This window comes from Paenibacillus sp. AD87, assembly GCF_001659845.1.
Lineage (GTDB): Bacteria > Bacillota > Bacilli > Paenibacillales > Paenibacillaceae > Paenibacillus > Paenibacillus marchantiae.
Map to the genome: position 1 here is coordinate 2,951,656 of NZ_LXQN01000007.1, position 16,056 is coordinate 2,967,711.

General features: G+C 46.6%; 13 protein-coding genes. 2 read left to right on the forward strand and 11 right to left on the reverse strand.

The window, feature by feature from the left end:
- Window positions 1-21: 21 nt before the first annotated feature.
- The 5 genes from gpAD87_RS12765 to uvrA all read right to left on the reverse strand — a co-directional run bounded on the left by gpAD87_RS12765 (window position 22) and on the right by uvrA (window position 8,859).
- Complete coding sequence (locus gpAD87_RS12765; RefSeq protein WP_064638734.1) at window positions 22-2,406, reverse strand: polyprenyl synthetase family protein; 2,385 nt, start codon at window positions 2,404-2,406, stop codon at window positions 22-24.
- A 189-nt stretch (window positions 2,407-2,595) separates the two neighbouring features.
- Window positions 2,596-3,393 carry a sulfite exporter TauE/SafE family protein gene (locus gpAD87_RS12770; RefSeq protein ID WP_064638735.1) on the reverse strand — a complete coding sequence of 266 codons (798 nt, stop codon included), beginning with the start codon at window positions 3,391-3,393 and terminating at the stop codon, window positions 2,596-2,598.
- A gap of 475 nt (window positions 3,394-3,868) precedes the next feature.
- Window positions 3,869-4,624: an SDR family NAD(P)-dependent oxidoreductase gene (locus tag gpAD87_RS12775; protein ID WP_063563536.1), complete on the reverse strand. Its 756-nt coding sequence runs from the start codon at window positions 4,622-4,624 to the stop codon at window positions 3,869-3,871.
- Between the two features lie 173 nt (window positions 4,625-4,797).
- The gene (locus gpAD87_RS12780) at window positions 4,798-6,327 is read right to left on the reverse strand and encodes an MDR family MFS transporter (protein WP_064638736.1); all 1,530 of its coding nucleotides are present in this window, start codon (window positions 6,325-6,327) and stop codon (window positions 4,798-4,800) included.
- A gap of 27 nt (window positions 6,328-6,354) precedes the next feature.
- Window positions 6,355-8,859, reverse strand: a complete 2,505-nt coding sequence (uvrA, locus tag gpAD87_RS12785) for an excinuclease ABC subunit UvrA (protein WP_064638737.1) — start codon at window positions 8,857-8,859, stop codon at window positions 6,355-6,357.
- A 209-nt stretch (window positions 8,860-9,068) separates the two neighbouring features.
- Here uvrA and gpAD87_RS12790 point away from each other — a divergent pair, with 209 nt between their 5' ends.
- Window positions 9,069-9,506, forward strand: coding sequence for a MarR family winged helix-turn-helix transcriptional regulator (locus gpAD87_RS12790; protein WP_197521477.1), 438 nt, complete (start codon window positions 9,069-9,071; stop codon window positions 9,504-9,506).
- A 143-nt stretch (window positions 9,507-9,649) separates the two neighbouring features.
- On the opposite strand, the gene gpAD87_RS12795 is transcribed toward gpAD87_RS12790, so the two are convergent.
- Entirely contained in the window at window positions 9,650-10,126 is a 477-nt protein-coding gene (locus tag gpAD87_RS12795) for a DUF6376 family protein (protein ID WP_064638739.1), read from the reverse strand.
- Window positions 10,127-10,267: 141 nt separating this feature from the next.
- On the opposite strand from gpAD87_RS12795, the gene gpAD87_RS12800 reads away from it, so the two are divergent.
- Window positions 10,268-11,236 (forward strand): bile acid:sodium symporter family protein, encoded by a 969-nt coding sequence (locus gpAD87_RS12800; RefSeq protein WP_064638740.1) that lies wholly within the window; start codon window positions 10,268-10,270, stop codon window positions 11,234-11,236.
- Between the two features lie 84 nt (window positions 11,237-11,320).
- Here the strand turns inward: gpAD87_RS12800 and gpAD87_RS12805 are convergent, their stop codons facing one another.
- The 5 genes from gpAD87_RS12805 to gpAD87_RS12825 form a co-directional block, all read right to left on the reverse strand.
- Window positions 11,321-11,581 carry a hypothetical protein gene (locus gpAD87_RS12805; protein ID WP_231952538.1) on the reverse strand — a complete coding sequence of 87 codons (261 nt, stop codon included), beginning with the start codon at window positions 11,579-11,581 and terminating at the stop codon, window positions 11,321-11,323.
- 454 nt (window positions 11,582-12,035) lie between these two features.
- Window positions 12,036-13,052: a sugar kinase gene (locus tag gpAD87_RS12810; protein ID WP_064638741.1), complete on the reverse strand. Its 1,017-nt coding sequence runs from the start codon at window positions 13,050-13,052 to the stop codon at window positions 12,036-12,038.
- On the reverse strand, window positions 13,045-13,797 hold the full coding sequence (gene dagF, locus gpAD87_RS12815) for a 2-dehydro-3-deoxy-phosphogluconate aldolase (protein ID WP_064638742.1): 753 nt from the start codon (window positions 13,795-13,797) through the stop codon (window positions 13,045-13,047). The genes gpAD87_RS12810 and dagF overlap by 8 nt, the downstream gene beginning before the upstream one ends.
- The gene (locus tag gpAD87_RS12820) at window positions 13,790-14,902 is read right to left on the reverse strand and encodes a DgaE family pyridoxal phosphate-dependent ammonia lyase (RefSeq protein ID WP_082935114.1); all 1,113 of its coding nucleotides are present in this window, start codon (window positions 14,900-14,902) and stop codon (window positions 13,790-13,792) included. The genes dagF and gpAD87_RS12820 overlap by 8 nt, the downstream gene beginning before the upstream one ends.
- On the reverse strand, window positions 14,880-15,980 hold the full coding sequence (locus gpAD87_RS12825; RefSeq protein ID WP_064640893.1) for an amidohydrolase/deacetylase family metallohydrolase: 1,101 nt from the start codon (window positions 15,978-15,980) through the stop codon (window positions 14,880-14,882). Before gpAD87_RS12825 ends, gpAD87_RS12820 begins: the two co-directional genes overlap by 23 nt.
- Window positions 15,981-16,056 lie beyond the last annotated feature (76 nt).

Genomic DNA, 16,056 nt, shown 5'->3' on the forward strand with positions numbered 1-16,056 from the left:
GGGTTTTAGTCAGAAACGATTTTACCGCTCCCGTCCAATGATGTAATCCAACAGATGTCTTAGAAAAGAAATCGGCTTTGGCATTTCGTTCAGCGCATCGGTTGCGAGACAATAGTGCTCCCACATCTCTTTCTTCGCGCCATCTTCACCCAGAATGGATACAAAGGTTGAGCTGTTGTTCCGTACATCCTGACCTGCCGGTTTACCGAGTACCCGATGATCTCCTTCCAGATCCAGCAGGTCATCCTTAATTTGAAAGGCGATACCCGCATGATACGCAAACTTCTTTAAGGAGGCAATCTCTACTTCCTTCACCTGAGCCAGAATGGCTGGCATCACAAGTGCAGCCTCGAAAGCAATACCTGTTTTGTAGAAACAGATCATGTTCAATTGTTCCAGGGTCAATGCTTTGCCTTTGGCATTCAGATCCATCGCCTGTCCCATACACATATCTTCTGCTTTTTCAGCGGAATATTGAATCAGGGTAAGCACGGTTGCGGCATCAAACTGATTGAGGGAAGATTGCTCGCCAATGGCTTTTTGAATGAGAAATAAACCTGTCAATTCTGCTGTTGCGCTGTTATGCACCTGATGTAAGGTGGAACGACCTCGCCGGGTCGAAGCATTATCCTGGGTCGGCAGATCATCAAAGATCAGTGAAGCCGTATGCATGTATTCCAGTGATCTTAGAAGAGGAATGATAGATGATTCATGCAGACCATATTCACGCACACCCATCACCCAGGTCAGGATCGGCCTTAGCCGTTTCCCATCTCCTTGTAAACTGTAATTCGCTGCATCAATAAGTGTGCCTTTCATCTCCGGAAGTCCAAACGGCTTGGATATCTGTAATTCGATATTGATCTGTTCACGAACCGTGCGAATCGTATCCTGAAAATCCTGTTTTTCACGCTTGTCATTCTGCAATTGGAGGATGACCTGATCCCGCAGCAATTTATCCAGGAAATCCACATCATCGGCTTTTCGCACCATTTGCTGAATGAGGCGATTGAATTCAGGTTGTCCGGAGGCAAAGATGTTCATCACTTCGTTGTATTGTTCTTGACCCAAACGCTCTCTACAACGCTTAAGTCCATTAATAGCCCGATCCAGTATGACCTCCCGGGTCTTCGCATCCGAATGGTATACCTCATGAATCAGATAAGAGATAACCGCCCAGTATAGTTCAAACGGATTGATCAGATCGGGCCGCAGGTCACGATACTTCAGATAATAAGTATACGGAGTCACTGCTCCCTCCTCCATATCGTCAAACATATCAGCGAAATCGTCCGCGAGCTGATTATAAATGCCATAGTAGAATGTCCGCAGATCAAAACCTTCATCCGCAGATGCACTGAGCACGGAACGAACAATGAGTCTGGAGGATGAGGATTTAATAATAATTGGAATATAAAGTTCTTCATTGGAATAATTCGCGTTCGACAGTTTCTTGGCACGATCTATTTCCTGAGATTGAAAGAATACATAGGATTGCTCGAAGAATGTGCGCTGCGTCTCAGGGCGCTGATAGTTCTTGATATACTCGAACGCATCACGCAGTTCGACATGAACATATTGAATGACTTTGAGATTGTCTCCCTTCCATTCGCCGATATCCGGCACAATTCCGGTGAGTAGCGCATTTCGAATCAAGAGAGAATACTGTTCCTTCTCTTGCGCAGTCAACGCCTGCGAATCCAGCAGGTCATCAATAAATGGATAGGTCAATCCGTAAGAATAACCGAGCCTAATCGCAGCGTCCAGCCTCTCGGAACGTTCTGCCTGGGGAGTCTCATCATTCATATCATCGTTCACATGCAGAACAACACCAAGAATGATCTTGAGCAGCTTGCGCTGTGCCTGTTCTGCATCCAGTTCTTTGGGAATATTGGAAGCAACATTTTTCAATTTGCTGATGACCCAGATAACAGCTGTTTCCACGTTCTCCTTCTGGGCCCAGCGATACAAAGCGGCCAGACTGATATAATCCGGGCTTCCCTTGAGGTGGGTTGTATTTGAACGCATAAAATATGCTTTGGTATCCTGAGCGACACGCTGAATGCGTGCTTGGGTATCCGAGGAGTCCAGGGCTTTGCCCAGATCTCGCATATAAATGTAAGAAATACTGCGATCCAAGTAATCATCCAGTTTGCCTGTAACATTAAGCCAATGGATATATCTATGAGCATCCCGGGAATCCGGTTTTCTTTGACTTGGTGATAAAAAAGATAACCAGGAAAAAGGTTGAATATGTTTTTTTTGCCACAAGTGAATATCTTGCGTAAGTGCAGTTGTATACGTTTTATCCATTAGTTGTTCATGAAGAGAAGTAAAATACTGAGTTGCCTTCTGCTCAGCCAGCCGATATCCTGCATCAGTCTGATCTGTGAGTACGTTATTCATAGGATGGATACCTCAACTTCTCATAATGTTAAACATGTATCCATGAAAGGAGTTTGAGGGTGCTCCATGGACGAAAACTGATGTGAATTCATGCAACAAAAAATTCGCCAGCTCATGTTCATAACCTTAATACGGCATTCCATCCGTTTGGTTACGAAATCGTCATGGACGCTTCAATCCTATGTGGTTTTACAAAATCGAAGACCATACCTTCACTGCTGTAATGGCGATAAGAACCATCAGTCCGTACCGAAGCAATCTCACATTAATCATTGAACTCACTTTGGAACCAAGTGAAGCACCAAGCAGACTCCCGATAACCGTATAAATGATGGGCTCCAGCGGAATGTCTCCACCCAGAATTTTTCCCACCACCCCACCAATGGCTGAGATGAACACAATCGCAAGTGAAGAAGCAATGGTCGTCCGGGTAGGGATCTTAAGCACGGTGAGCATGATAGGAATCAATATAAAAGCACCACCCGCACCGACAATTCCCGACACGATCCCTACGGAAAAAGCCGATCCCGCCGCAACATATGTGTTAAATGTCACCTGACCAGCCGAGCCTTCTGTTCCCTTACCGGGAATCAGCATAAGTACAATCGCGATAATGGCCAGAATGCCATAGATCAGATTGATGACTTCTCCATTCAGGTGACCGGATATGAAGCCGCCAATCAGACTGCCGACCAGAATACTGGAGCCCATGTAAGCCACCAGACCTTTATGAATGAGAACTTCGCTCTTTTTCCCGTTCCCTGCTCTTCTAAGGTAGGCAATCACACCAGCGAGCGAGGCAAAAAACACCTGAAACATGCTGATCGACGACACCTCATGTGCCGAGAACGGTTCCAGCCCCATGAGAGAAGGTACATACAACAACAGCGGGTAATTAATTATGGCTCCACCTATACCCAACAAACCGGAGAAGAAGGAACCGACCAGACCCAGTATAAACATGATGACAAAAAGCAGAGTATCCATCGGTTTTTCTTCCTTTCTTGCGGTGTAAAAAATGATGCAAAAAACAGTATACGCAGTTAAAATAATCGGCTATAATAAAAACCAAGTAAATTAATCCGAAATGAGTGATTAAGCATGTTTAACGTGTTGAAGACTCTTTTTGAAAATAAATGCCCGCAGTGCAACGAAAAATTACAAGTTCACAGTGATGCGTTATGCGCTACAAAAACATGCTCCCAATGTCACTATAAAGAAGAGAGCTATGGCTCTCTCGGTGTGCGTATTGTCTATGACACCACAAAATGATAAAAGACGCATGCCTGCTTATTGTATCATGATCTCTGAACTCCCGGGATGACTATATAGAATTATTTTCATAATAAATACTCTTCTTATATTGATTGCAAAAAAAAACGGTGCAGAACGATTTATTCGTTCTGCACCGTTTTTTCTTTTATTTCTCAGAGACGGACTAGACCACCTTACTGTCCAAATCTTATTTTGTTTTGAAGCTGAGGAATCCATCATCTACTGCAACCGTTGTACCATTCACTGCACTGGCAGCGTCACTGAACAGGAAGGCTACAACACTCGCAACTTTCTCCGGTTGAATGAGCTCTCCGCGCATATGTTGGGTGGCAAGCGCATCCTTCATCGCTCTGTCATCACCCAAAATCGGTGTCTCAATAAAGCCTGGCGCTACACCAACCACACGAATGCCATGCTCGGCAAGTTCCAAAGCACCGGATTTGGACATCATCACAACAGCTGCCTTGGCTGCATTGTAGTTAAAGCTTCCCACCGCAGCAATACTTCCATAGATCGAAGCTGTATTTACAATGGTGCCTTGTACATTCAGTTCAACCATTTTCTTGGCGCCATAATACATGCCGTAATACACACTGTGTTGGTCAACATCGATTACTCTGTGATAGGATTCCGGGTCCATCTCCAGAAATGGCTTCACGAGTCCAATGCCCGCGTTGTTGAAAATACCGCTCAATGTTCCGTATTTCTCTACGGTCCAGTCGATCAGGGCTTTGATTTCGTCTCCTTTGGACACGTCCACTTTGTATGCTCCGGCTGTGCCACCACCTGCTTCAATCTCAGATGCAAGCTTTTTGGCACCCTCTTCGTTATAGTCTGCTACAACAATCGTTGCACCCAGATCCGAAAGCTGAAGCGCTGTTTCTTTACCAATACCACTCGCTCCGCCGGTGATAATGATTACTTTTCCATTTTGTTCAGACATAACGTAGGTCTCCTTTGATAAGAACATATTTTGCACACTAAAGTAAGCAACTATATTTTCTTCCGTTCTTTAATCATATTAAACGGTTTACCGCTTTGTCAAACAACAGGAAATTCTTTCTCCATTATGAGAAAAATGTCATATCCAGCACACAAATCCATTACATAGTCTTGCTAGTGTGAAGCTAAATATTCATCTGACTCGGATGCAGGGTCAAATTTTTCCTTACTCATAAACCAAGCAGCCAATAGAGCAATAACGGCCGGAATGATGGCCCAGGCAAACGTATGAACGATGGATGAGGACAATGCTTCTGTAATCTTATCCAACATTGGCGCAGGAATATCAGCACGAGTGTCCGGTTTTAGGACTAAGCTAGGATCACTCAGATTCACGCCACCACCCTGCTCACTACCATTACTATTTCCAAAGAAGGAAACCAATTTACTCGCAAATACGTGACTCTGTACGATACCAAATACCGTAATTCCCAACGTCATACCGAGTTCCCTATTGAAGTTAAGGGTTGAGCTGGCAGAACCGCGCTGTCTTGCTGAGAAACCGTGAATGGCTGCATTGCTCAATACAGAGAACGAAGACCCAATGCCCAGACCAACCAGAATCATGAAAATGGTCACCATAAATCGGGAGGAATCCGTCGTTAACGTTGTCAGCAAGGCGATACCAATGACCAGCAGCGCAAGTGTGGGTAACATGATGGAGCGGTATCTGAGCTTGGTAAGCATGGCTCCTCCACCCGCAGCTGTTACAACTGATCCAAGCATCATCGGCAGCAGAACCAGACCGGAGTTGGTAGCTGATCCACCAAGTACGCCCTGAATATAAATGGGGATATAGATGGAAGCTGTAATAAAGGCTGCACCGCTAAATATAGCCATTAGATTGCTGGTGGAGTACAGCCGGTTTTTGAACATGCTGAATGTAATAATTGGTTCTGCCACACGCCGCTCTATGAACACAAATGCAGTCATCAGCACGGCGAACGCAGCAAACAAACCCACAATCATGCTGGAATTCCAGGCATATTCCTTGCCTCCAAGTTCAAGTGCAAACATGAGGCACACGATGGAAGCTACCAGTGTGAATGCGCCAAAATAGTCAATTTTCTGTTTGGAATGCTCTACGGATTCTTTATAGAAGAATGCAATCATGACAAAGGCGATCAGACCAAGTGGCAGGTTGATATAGAAAATCCAGGACCAATGAATGTAATCAGTGATATAGGCTCCGAGAAGTGGTCCGAAAATACTGGATAAACCAAAGACTGCACCAAATAGTCCACCCACTTTACCCCGTTTGTCTGCGGGAACGACATCGAACATAATGGTAAATGCGATCGGCATCAACGCTCCGCCGCCGATTCCTTGAATCGCACGGTAAATGCTGAGCTGAATGATGGAATCCGCTGTCCCGCACAATGCAGAACCAATCATAAATACGATGATTCCAAAAATGAAAAACCGCTTGCGGCCATACATATCCGATAGTTTACCGAAGATCGGCATACCCGCCATCTCTGCAACCATATAGGCAGAGGTGACCCACATTAATTTATCAAATCCGCCAAGATCACCCACAATGGTACCAATTGCAGTGGCTACGATGGTGTTATCCATCGAAGCCATGAGAATGGCAAGCAGCAAGCCTGCAAGAATAACGCCTAATTTATTGCTTTTTACCATGATTATTTTTCCCCTTATCCATTCTGATTAAAGCCCCTCGGCTAATATACGCTTCAAAAATTGTCCTGTATGGGAGGCTCTGACCCCCGCCACCTGCTCCGGCGTGCCTTCGGCTACTAGCTCACCACCCGCTGCGCCACCTTCTGGGCCAATGTCAATAACCCAATCGGATTCCCGAATCAATTCCAGACTGTGCTCTACAACGACAACGGTATTCCCCGACTCAACCAGCTTATCCAGCAAAATATGGAGTTGCTTGATGTCTGACGGATGAAGGCCGGTTGTTGGCTCATCCAATAGATAGAGCGTGTGTTTTTTGGTCTTTTTACTCAGCTCTTTTGCCAGCCTGATCCGTTGACCCTCACCGCCTGACAATGTTTTGACGGATTGCCCCCATTGGAGATAACCAAGTCCAACTTCACACAACATCTCGACGAGATCGGCGATTTTGGTCTGACTTTTCAGGACAGGCAGACTTTCGGCTACTGACATATTCAGTACATCGGATATCGAGAATCCTTCGTATTGAACCTGTAACACCTCATCCATGAATCGTCTGCCCTTACAGTCATGACAAGTTACCTCCAGATCAGGCAGGAAGTTCATGTCCACAGACAACACTCCCAGGCCTTGACAGGTTTCACAGCGCCCTCCGGGTGTATTGAACGAGAAATGCTTCGCAGTAAGCTTTCGTGCCTTGGCATCTGGCAAACCAGCGAACAGTTGGCGCAGGTGCGTAAATACGTCTGTGTAGGTGGCAACATTCGACCGTTGCATTCTACCCATTGGCGTTTGGTCAAAAATAACGATATCACCTACGTGCTCCAACCCTGTTATCTCTTCACAACCTGATGGTTTCTGACCTGATTCCATTCCCTGTGCGAGGATATCAAATACAAGCGTAGATTTGCCTGACCCTGAAACACCCGTTACGGAGATCAGCGTGCCTAATGGAAAAGATACAACCGGAATATCAATGTTGCGCAAATGCGCTCCCCGAATGGAAAGATGTTGCCCCGTACCTGTTCTTCGGTTATAAGAAGGACTAGCCACAGATTCATTTCTCAGATAAGCTCCCGTAACCGAAAGCTCACTTGCCATTAAATCCTCCAGGCTCCCTTCACCAACAACCATTCCTCCATTGACTCCAGCACCAGGTCCAATGTCGATCACATGATCAGCAGCACGCATCATCTCAATATCGTGTTCAATGACGAGGATCGTATTGCCCAGATCACGAAGCTCCTGAAGTACGCGAATCAGGCCAATGGTATCTTTCGGATGAAGCCCTGTCGTCGGTTCGTCCAGAATATACAATACGCCCGTTAAACCAGAGCCTAGAAGCGATGCAAGTCGTAATCGCTGAGCTTCACCACCAGATAAAGTTACGGTCTGACGATCCATGGAGAGATAGCCAAGTCCAACATCCATAATGCGTTTCAACTTGGTGGGCAGATCATGAAGGATTGGATCAAGCAGGTGATGTGCCTCGGGTGAGATCACTTCTTGTAGTCCTACCGTCCATTCCAGCACTTTACTGAATGACCAGTTGGTTACGTCGGAGATGGATGCGCCAGCTACGCTTACCAAAAGAATTTCTTTTTTCAAACGAGCGCCCTGACATTCAGGACACTGCTGTTGATGAAAAAAACGTCCGTCTTTTTCCGTTCCGCCACCTTCTCCTTCCTTTTCTTTATATCGTCTCCACAATCCGGGGATCACACCTTCGAACTTGGTTCCCTGGATGGGCTTGATATTAGGGTAATGCTGCTTAAACGCTTCGCTCTCGACGCCGTAGTACAGCAAATCGCGCTCGATTTCACCAAGGTCCTTCAATGGACGATCCGGATCGAATCCGAATCCAAAATGCTGTCCAGCCGCAACCAGAATTCGGATCTGGATATCCCGATGCACACCATTTAACGAAGCTACACCTCCATCCCGCACACTAAGCTCAGGATTGAATACAGCCGCTTCGTTGATTGATGCCACATGACCAAGCCCACTACATACATCACAAGCACCCTCCGGTTTGTTGAACGAAAAGTGTGACATGCCAAGCTTCTCAAGCACGGCATTGCAATGTGGACAATGTATAGTCTGATGACCCATGTATTCGTCTTCCTCGGTTAAATGACCAGCCGCTTCCCACGATGGCGAAATGGTGCCATTACAGGATGGACATATACGCTCCCCAAGTCTGGAAAAAATGAAACGAACGTAAGTGTAAATGTCTGTCACTGTTCCTACTGTTGAGCGTGGATTCCGGTTAGTAATGTGCTGTCCTACGCTGATGGATGGAGAAAGACCTGTGATGGACTCCACTTTCGGTTTGCTGATCGAATCCGATGTTAATCCCATCGATTCCATGTATTGTCTCTGGCATTCTCGCTGAAGGGTATCCATTGCCAGCGTGGATTTGCCGGAGCCGGACGGACCCGTTAGAACAACCAACTTATACTTCGGAATCGAAAGTGAAATATTCTTCAGGTTGTTCTCACGTGCTCCTTTAATCATCATTGTTTCTCTCAAAATCGATCGTCCCCTTTGCAAATAAGTACAGAGTTCGTTAAAATAAGTTGAAATTAATCATACGTCAATCTAGTATCTCCAAAATTTATTGTCTCGTTAATCTAATATCTCGATAATCAAGATATATGTCATCTTAAGAGGAGGGTTATCTTTTGTCAAGAGAACATCAACAACAACCTACCGAATTACAGGAGAATTTTACGTTGCGAATGCGGAGCCTGGGTACCCGAACCGTTTTATATCAGCAGCATGTAGCTGCCTCTTTGGGCTTGTACAATAACGATTTCATATCCGTGGATATCCTGCGCGAGAAAGGTCCAATCACTGCTGGTGAGCTGTCAAAACTTACCGGTCTGGCCACAGGAAGTGTCACGACATTAATTGACAGGCTTGAGAAGAACGGCTTTGTCCGTCGAGAAAATGACCCTAATGACCGCCGTAAAGTCATCATTGTGCCTTTGTACGAAAACAAGGAAGAGGTCAGCAGCACCTACCTCACCCTTCATGCAGCTATGGTTAATCTGGCTTCCACATACACAGAGGAAGAGTTGGAGCTTATTACAGGGTTTCTGAGTAAAGCAGGAAATGTTCTGGATGGACAGATTGAAGATCTAAGCTCCAAAATTCGTGGCAAATCAACATCGTGATCCATTTTTATATTTTGTAAAAAATGTGAGTTATATTAGAAAAACAAAAAGGACGATACCCGCAAGTGATCAAAATCACTCCGGTATATCGTCCTTTTTGGGGATGAAGCCGCTTTGACTCAAGGCCTATCCTAGTTTAAATCTTAATTGGCCTCGATCCCAAGCCCGCTTAACGGATCTTTTAAACCATTAATATTGGTGATCAATTCAGGAATACCTGTCTTCTCCCAGTTTTCTGCCGTAAAACCATGCTCTGCAAGCGTGTTCTCAAATTGACCCACAACTTCAGTTAATTGATTGTTGTAACTGACCAGATTTTCATGAATGCTTTCCCCTATCGCTGGTGCTGTCAGCTGAGAGAATTCGCTGGCTTCCGCCTGAATCTGATCTATTTTCTCCTGTACCTGAGTTGTTATTTCAGGGTTACTCACCGCTCCTGATGCGAGTTCTTGCAGATCGGCTCCGGCGTTCGATACTTGCTCTATATAATCAGTAGCCCCACTAACGTAATTCAAACTTTGATTCGCTTGTTCTACAACGGAACAGGCCGATATCACAAGAATACTTGACGCAATGAGGCCTGCCATCATCAATGTGTGCTTTCTTTTCCGTTTAATCATGACCATCTCCCCTTCTTCAACTTGAAGTGTTTCTTCCAGATTTATGATAACTGCTCCGTATGCTTCATTGCAAATGGGTCTACATTCACCGTTATTAACATGTATAATAAAGGAATCATACGGTAAAGGGATGTCATGAATATGCTTCAGGCCTTAAATGTACGCTTGAACCGCATCATGCCACTGATTACTCCAATCAGCATTATTATTGGCGTTCTTTGCGGGAGTCTTCTTTCTTCTTATACCTTTTTGTCGCCATGGCTTTTTGCGTTCATGACGTTTGCGGGAAGCATCAGTCTCGGGATACGGGATTTTGTGAACGTGCTGAAGAAGCCTTTTCCACTGTTCGTTTGTCTGTTTATTCTGCATCTGGCGATGCCTCTGATTGCTCTGGGCATGGGTCACCTGGTCTTCCCAACGGATGCCTACACGATAACGGGCCTTGTTCTGGCTGCCGTTATTCCGACAGGTGTGAGCAGCTTTATCTGGGTCAGTATCTATCGGGGCAATATCGCTCTGACGCTGTCGATTATCCTGATTGACACCATGCTTGCTCCTTTCGTGGTACCCGGCGTATTATCCTTGCTGATTGGCACTAGCGTATCGTTGGATATAGCAGCCATGATGAGCAGTCTGTTCTGGATGATCGTTGTTCCCTCCTTGCTCGGGATGCTTTTGAATGAATGGACCAAAGGGGCCATTGTTCCAGTCTGGGGGCCTAGACTGAATCCGTTCTCCAAATTGTTCATGGCAGCGGTTGTCGCGATTAATGGCTCTGTTGTTGCGCCCTATTTAGCTGACTTTAACTGGCAGCTCGCTGGTCTAGCAGCAATCATTATTTTTCTGGCCTCATTTGGCTATGCTCTAAGTTACTTCGTTGCCCGATTACTCGGTTGGAATGAAGCCGATCAAGTCGCACTTGTATTCAACGGAGGCATGCGCAATATTAGTGCGGGAGCGGTGCTTGCCGTATCGTATTTCCCTCCACCGGTTGCCGTCCCGGTTGTACTCGGCATGGTATTCCAGCAGATGTTGGCCTCGCTTGCAGGATATCTGCTTGGCCGCCGCTCGCCGACTCTTCACAATGCTGATAAGACGTCCGCAGCCTAGTACAAAATAAACAAATCAAAAAAACGCCGACAGTATTGTCGGCGTTTTTTTGATTAAACTTTATCAAGCTACGTATTCATAAACCTAGTAATCCGAAAGCGAAATTCCAGTTCCAATGATAAGTACGAACACTAGAATATACACAACAATTCCGATCGCTGCCCACAGCAACGATGCTTTGGCATAATTGGCTTTCGAAGGATTGGAATCTCCAAATGCCCATACAAACAACATAATAATGTTTACAAGCGGAATCATCATAAGGAACAACGTGAGCATCCAACTACCGAAACTTACTGGCTGTGGTCCTGGCTTATGTACTCTTTGACTAGCAACTTCTGACATAACATTTCTTCCTCCTTTCTTCTTCATTTCAATTGCTACCTGCTAAGACAATCTACTTCTACTTTATAAAGAAAAGTTTGCCGTTAATAAAAATACCGGAAATCTCATGAATTTACAATGTAATATTTACCATATTAGTTTCAACATAAAATTTTTATAATATATCCTGATTCTGTATAACACAAAGGACCTGCAGTAAGTGACACTTATGATTAATGTGTCTACTCTGCAGATCCTCGTTCATTCTATTTCTATTTTCCTCACAGTAATTTACAAGGTATCACAACGATTTCAAAAATCCCACGATTCGGGAGGCAATTCTTTCATGTCCGGCCTGGTTGGGATGAAGCCCATCAGGTACAAGTTTTCTTGCCACACGATACCAAGACAATCTTAATAGAGAAGGGGATCAGCATCTATCGCTCATACATTCCAGGCATTCTCCACTAAAATATCACCTTGTTACATCACGCACGGTGCTGTTCCTCGCCTGGATGATGTCTCCACTGGAAGCCATTGGTGTATCACCTGCTACGGTATGCGCCAGCATTCCGGCTGTCGCAGCAAAAGAGATTGTCTCCGCTGGCATCCACCCCTCCATTTCACCATACATGATGCCGCTCGCAAACGCATCGCCCGCGCCGATCCGGTCATAAACAGAAAAGGTCAGCGGCTCGGAATAAGCGAACACCCCTTCCTTGAACATATAGCCCTGTAGGCAGTGTCGGTTATCGCTGTATATGGTACGATGCGTTCCAGCAAGGGTACGCACGCCATACCGTTCGGCAACCAGGGGAATGAGCTCAGTCAGTTGCTCTTCCCTTTGTACTTTGTCCGTATTTAACCCCAGAATATGAAGAGCATCCCGCTCATTCATCAGGACGATATCTGACAAATGCAACATTTCCTCATAATGCGGCTTCGCCATGGCATAACCCTGATCCCCCCATAAAGCAGGACGATAATTACAATCAAAAACAACTGTGCCGCCTTGTTCTTTGACCGCCTGTGCCAATTGTTTCATCGTCAATCTCACCGAATCATTCATCGCCAGCGTGATTCCGCAGAAATGAATAGCGTTCATGCCTGATGCAACTTCCGCAAAGGGATACGTGCTTTCAGGCGCAATATTAAAGCTGCTCTCCATCCGGTTAGAGTAAGTCACCCGCCCAGGTCTGGCCCCATAACCATTCTCCAGAAAGTACATCCCGATATACTGCCCTCCGCGACGCACATACTCGGTGCTCAGGCCCAGTCCGCGCAAGTAGGATTCGGCGGCATCACCCAAGGGATTGACTGGAAGCCTCGACACCAGCAGGCCTGCATATCCGTAACGTGTCATCGCCGATACTACATTGACCCCACTGCCCGAAAAGGAGTATTTCAGCCGATTACTCTGAATCAACAGATCATGTCCCGGAACTTCAAGCCGCATCATGACTTCGCCAAAAGCCCCTACGCGTTTAACCATACTTCTTCGCCAGCGTCTTCATTGCTGCATATAACGACTGCACATCACTTACAATGGTCAGACCCTCCTGATCAATAATGGAGGAATACACATGTGGAATAACCTGCGGAACCCCCGCATCCAGTGCGATTTCGAGAATGGCTTCAAAATTATCCATATCGATGCCACCGGTAGGCTCCAACGCAAAGTCCGCTTCTGCACACGCTTTCGCTACCGCTCGCAGTTCATCTTCCCTTTTTAGCCCCTGCATCGGGAAATACTTCAGTGCATTGCCACCCATATCCCGTACCAATGCAATGGCCGCGTGTACAGGCACCACGGCAAGCTCGGATTGGGCAGCGCTCACTGGACCCGTCGAAATATTGACAAAGCCCGGCTGACCAGTCGGGGAGACGAGGCTGTTAATCCAGCTGTCCCGGTCTCCGAGATTCGCTCGGGTTGCGCCGACTGCCGGAAATACCTGATTGATATGACTTCCCGGAAAATGCTTTACGATTTCGGCAACGACAGCAGCCTGTCGATTGTCTCCGGCACCTAGTCCAATTGAAACGGCATTGTCAATTTCCCGCCCATAGGCTTCCATCGCTTCCACCGCTTCAGCCACAGTGGCATAATCCTTGGAAAGAACGCCAACCAGAACATGGCCCTCAGCTGCATCAAAAACCTCTTTTGCATTCGTAATGTCCTTGGCGAGCACATTCAAAGCCACCCGATTGTTATAAAATCGTTTTGCAATCTCAGACATTTCCTTCTCCTCCTGTCAATTGTCGAATTCGATCTTCAATGACCCGCATGTCATCCCCCATCAACGGACGGGGATCGATATCGAAATAACCTTGCCTTACGCCATAATCACGAGTATAAATGGCTATAGGACCGCGTCTCAGCTCCTCATTAAGCTGTTTGGCACTGATCCCCGCCTTCGCTTCGTCGACCTGGATGCGCCCCCTGTAAATCGCTCGGCCCGCTTCGTCCTGGACAATCGATACCTGAATCCCGGCTATCTGATTGAGTGACATTAACTCCTGCAAGGAAGCCCTTTCCTGCTCACTATGGTCAGCTTTGACTGCATATTCATCCAAAGCCTGAAGCAGGCCAAACGTAGTTTCTTTACCTACTTTCATGCTGCGCCCGATCCCGTGAAGCTGAACCTTCAACCATTCGATATAGGTTCGTTTACCTGCCACAATGCCGGAAGTTGGGCCTTCAATGGCCTTGGAGCCGCTGTATATGGCTAAATCCGAATACTTCACATATTTGTGCAGTTCCTCTTCCGCAGCCGCATCGACAATGAGGGGTACCTCACACTTCTGGGCAACCTGCCAGGCTTCCTCTATGGAAATCATGTTTTTCTGTACCGCATGATGGGATTTGACGTATAGGATCGCAGCCGTTTTGTCTGAAACCGCATCCGCGATATGCTCCGCCCGACCTTCATTGGCATATCCGGCTTCGATCAGCTTCCCACCACCAAGGTAAACCATCGTCTCCACGGGTGCTCCGTATTGTACATTGTGGCCTTTCAGCATAACAATTTCATTGTTCGAAATGACTTCCTGATGTAGCTTCAAACTTGCGTGGCGGTTGCCCTTTGTTACCATGGCAGCTACGGCGAGCGCGATGCCACTAGAAGCGGAATTGACAACAACGGCCGCTTCGGCACCGATTAGACGGGATACATAGTCCCCTGATTTGTCTACAAGATCTGCGATCTCCACATAACTCTGCCCGCCTTGCTTCATGGCATCCATGACTGTGTCCGTCGGTGCAGATACGCCGAGGATACTCATCCGCCCGCTGGCGTTGATAACACGTTTCAGTCCATATTTAACATTCAATGAATTGGTCACCCACAATCACTCCTTTTACTTCAATTTGACGGCTGCCTATCTTATTTACTCCCTCGGAGTCCACAAGCGTTACAGGCTTGTCTACTACTTGGAAAAGAGTCAAATTGGCTTCATCACCTGCTTGAATCCTCCCCAGCTGCGGTCTGCCCAGCCACTCTGCTGCCCGTACGGTCACCCGATCTATCGTCTCGTTCAACGAGTAGCCAAGGGCCAGAAACTTACTTAACAGATTAGCCATGCTGTAGACCGGACCGTTCAGACGATTGCCCCTGTAAATATCCGTACTGATCGTATCCGGGTCAATGCCATGCTTCTTGGCAGCTTCTGCAACCTGAAATGAAAAACTCGCAGTCCCATGTCCCACATCCAAATGCACACCGCGCTTGATGGCATCGTTCAATACATCCAGCGGCGCGCCTCTATCATCGAACAAATTATTGTTTTTTCCATTTAAATAGTGAGTGACCACATCACCACCCTGTAAGAGCGGCATGACCTCACGAATATCAGGTGGGGCTGATCCAATGTGAACCATAAGCGGCAGGCCTGTTTCCTGCGAAAACTCTCTTGCCAAATACAGCGGCCGCAGTCCGCTTTTGCCAACCACACTCCCACTGATTCTTGCTTTTAATCCCACGATGAATTCAGAATATGCCCGGGTAGCCTGTAACAACTTGTCCCTATCAATCCAGTCCAGATTCGACAATTCGTCAGTACGCAGTAAGCCGAGGCGAGATATGTTCAAAAAGGCAAACACCCGGGTAGCCGCCTTATGAGTGCTTATCGCCAGATCGCCAATTCGATCAGCACCGCAGCTGCCTGCGTCCACAATCGTAGTAACGCCCTGTTTTACACCGATTTCATCAATGTCGTCCCCATAAGGATCAAACTCTGGAAAAGCATGCACATGCATGTCGATCCATCCGCTGGATATGTAAGCTCCAGGCGATTCCCATATCCGATCTCCGGTTGCCGTTCCACCAGGAGCGAATTTCACAATCAGTCCCTCATTGATAACCACATCCACCTCTTCACCGCTTGTAAGACGGACTCGACGCAATACCAGCTGACCGTCCATCACAATCCCCTTCCTGTTCTGGAATATTGGATTCACCTGTTCCTGCTTCATATGTATTGATATGAAAATACCCCTC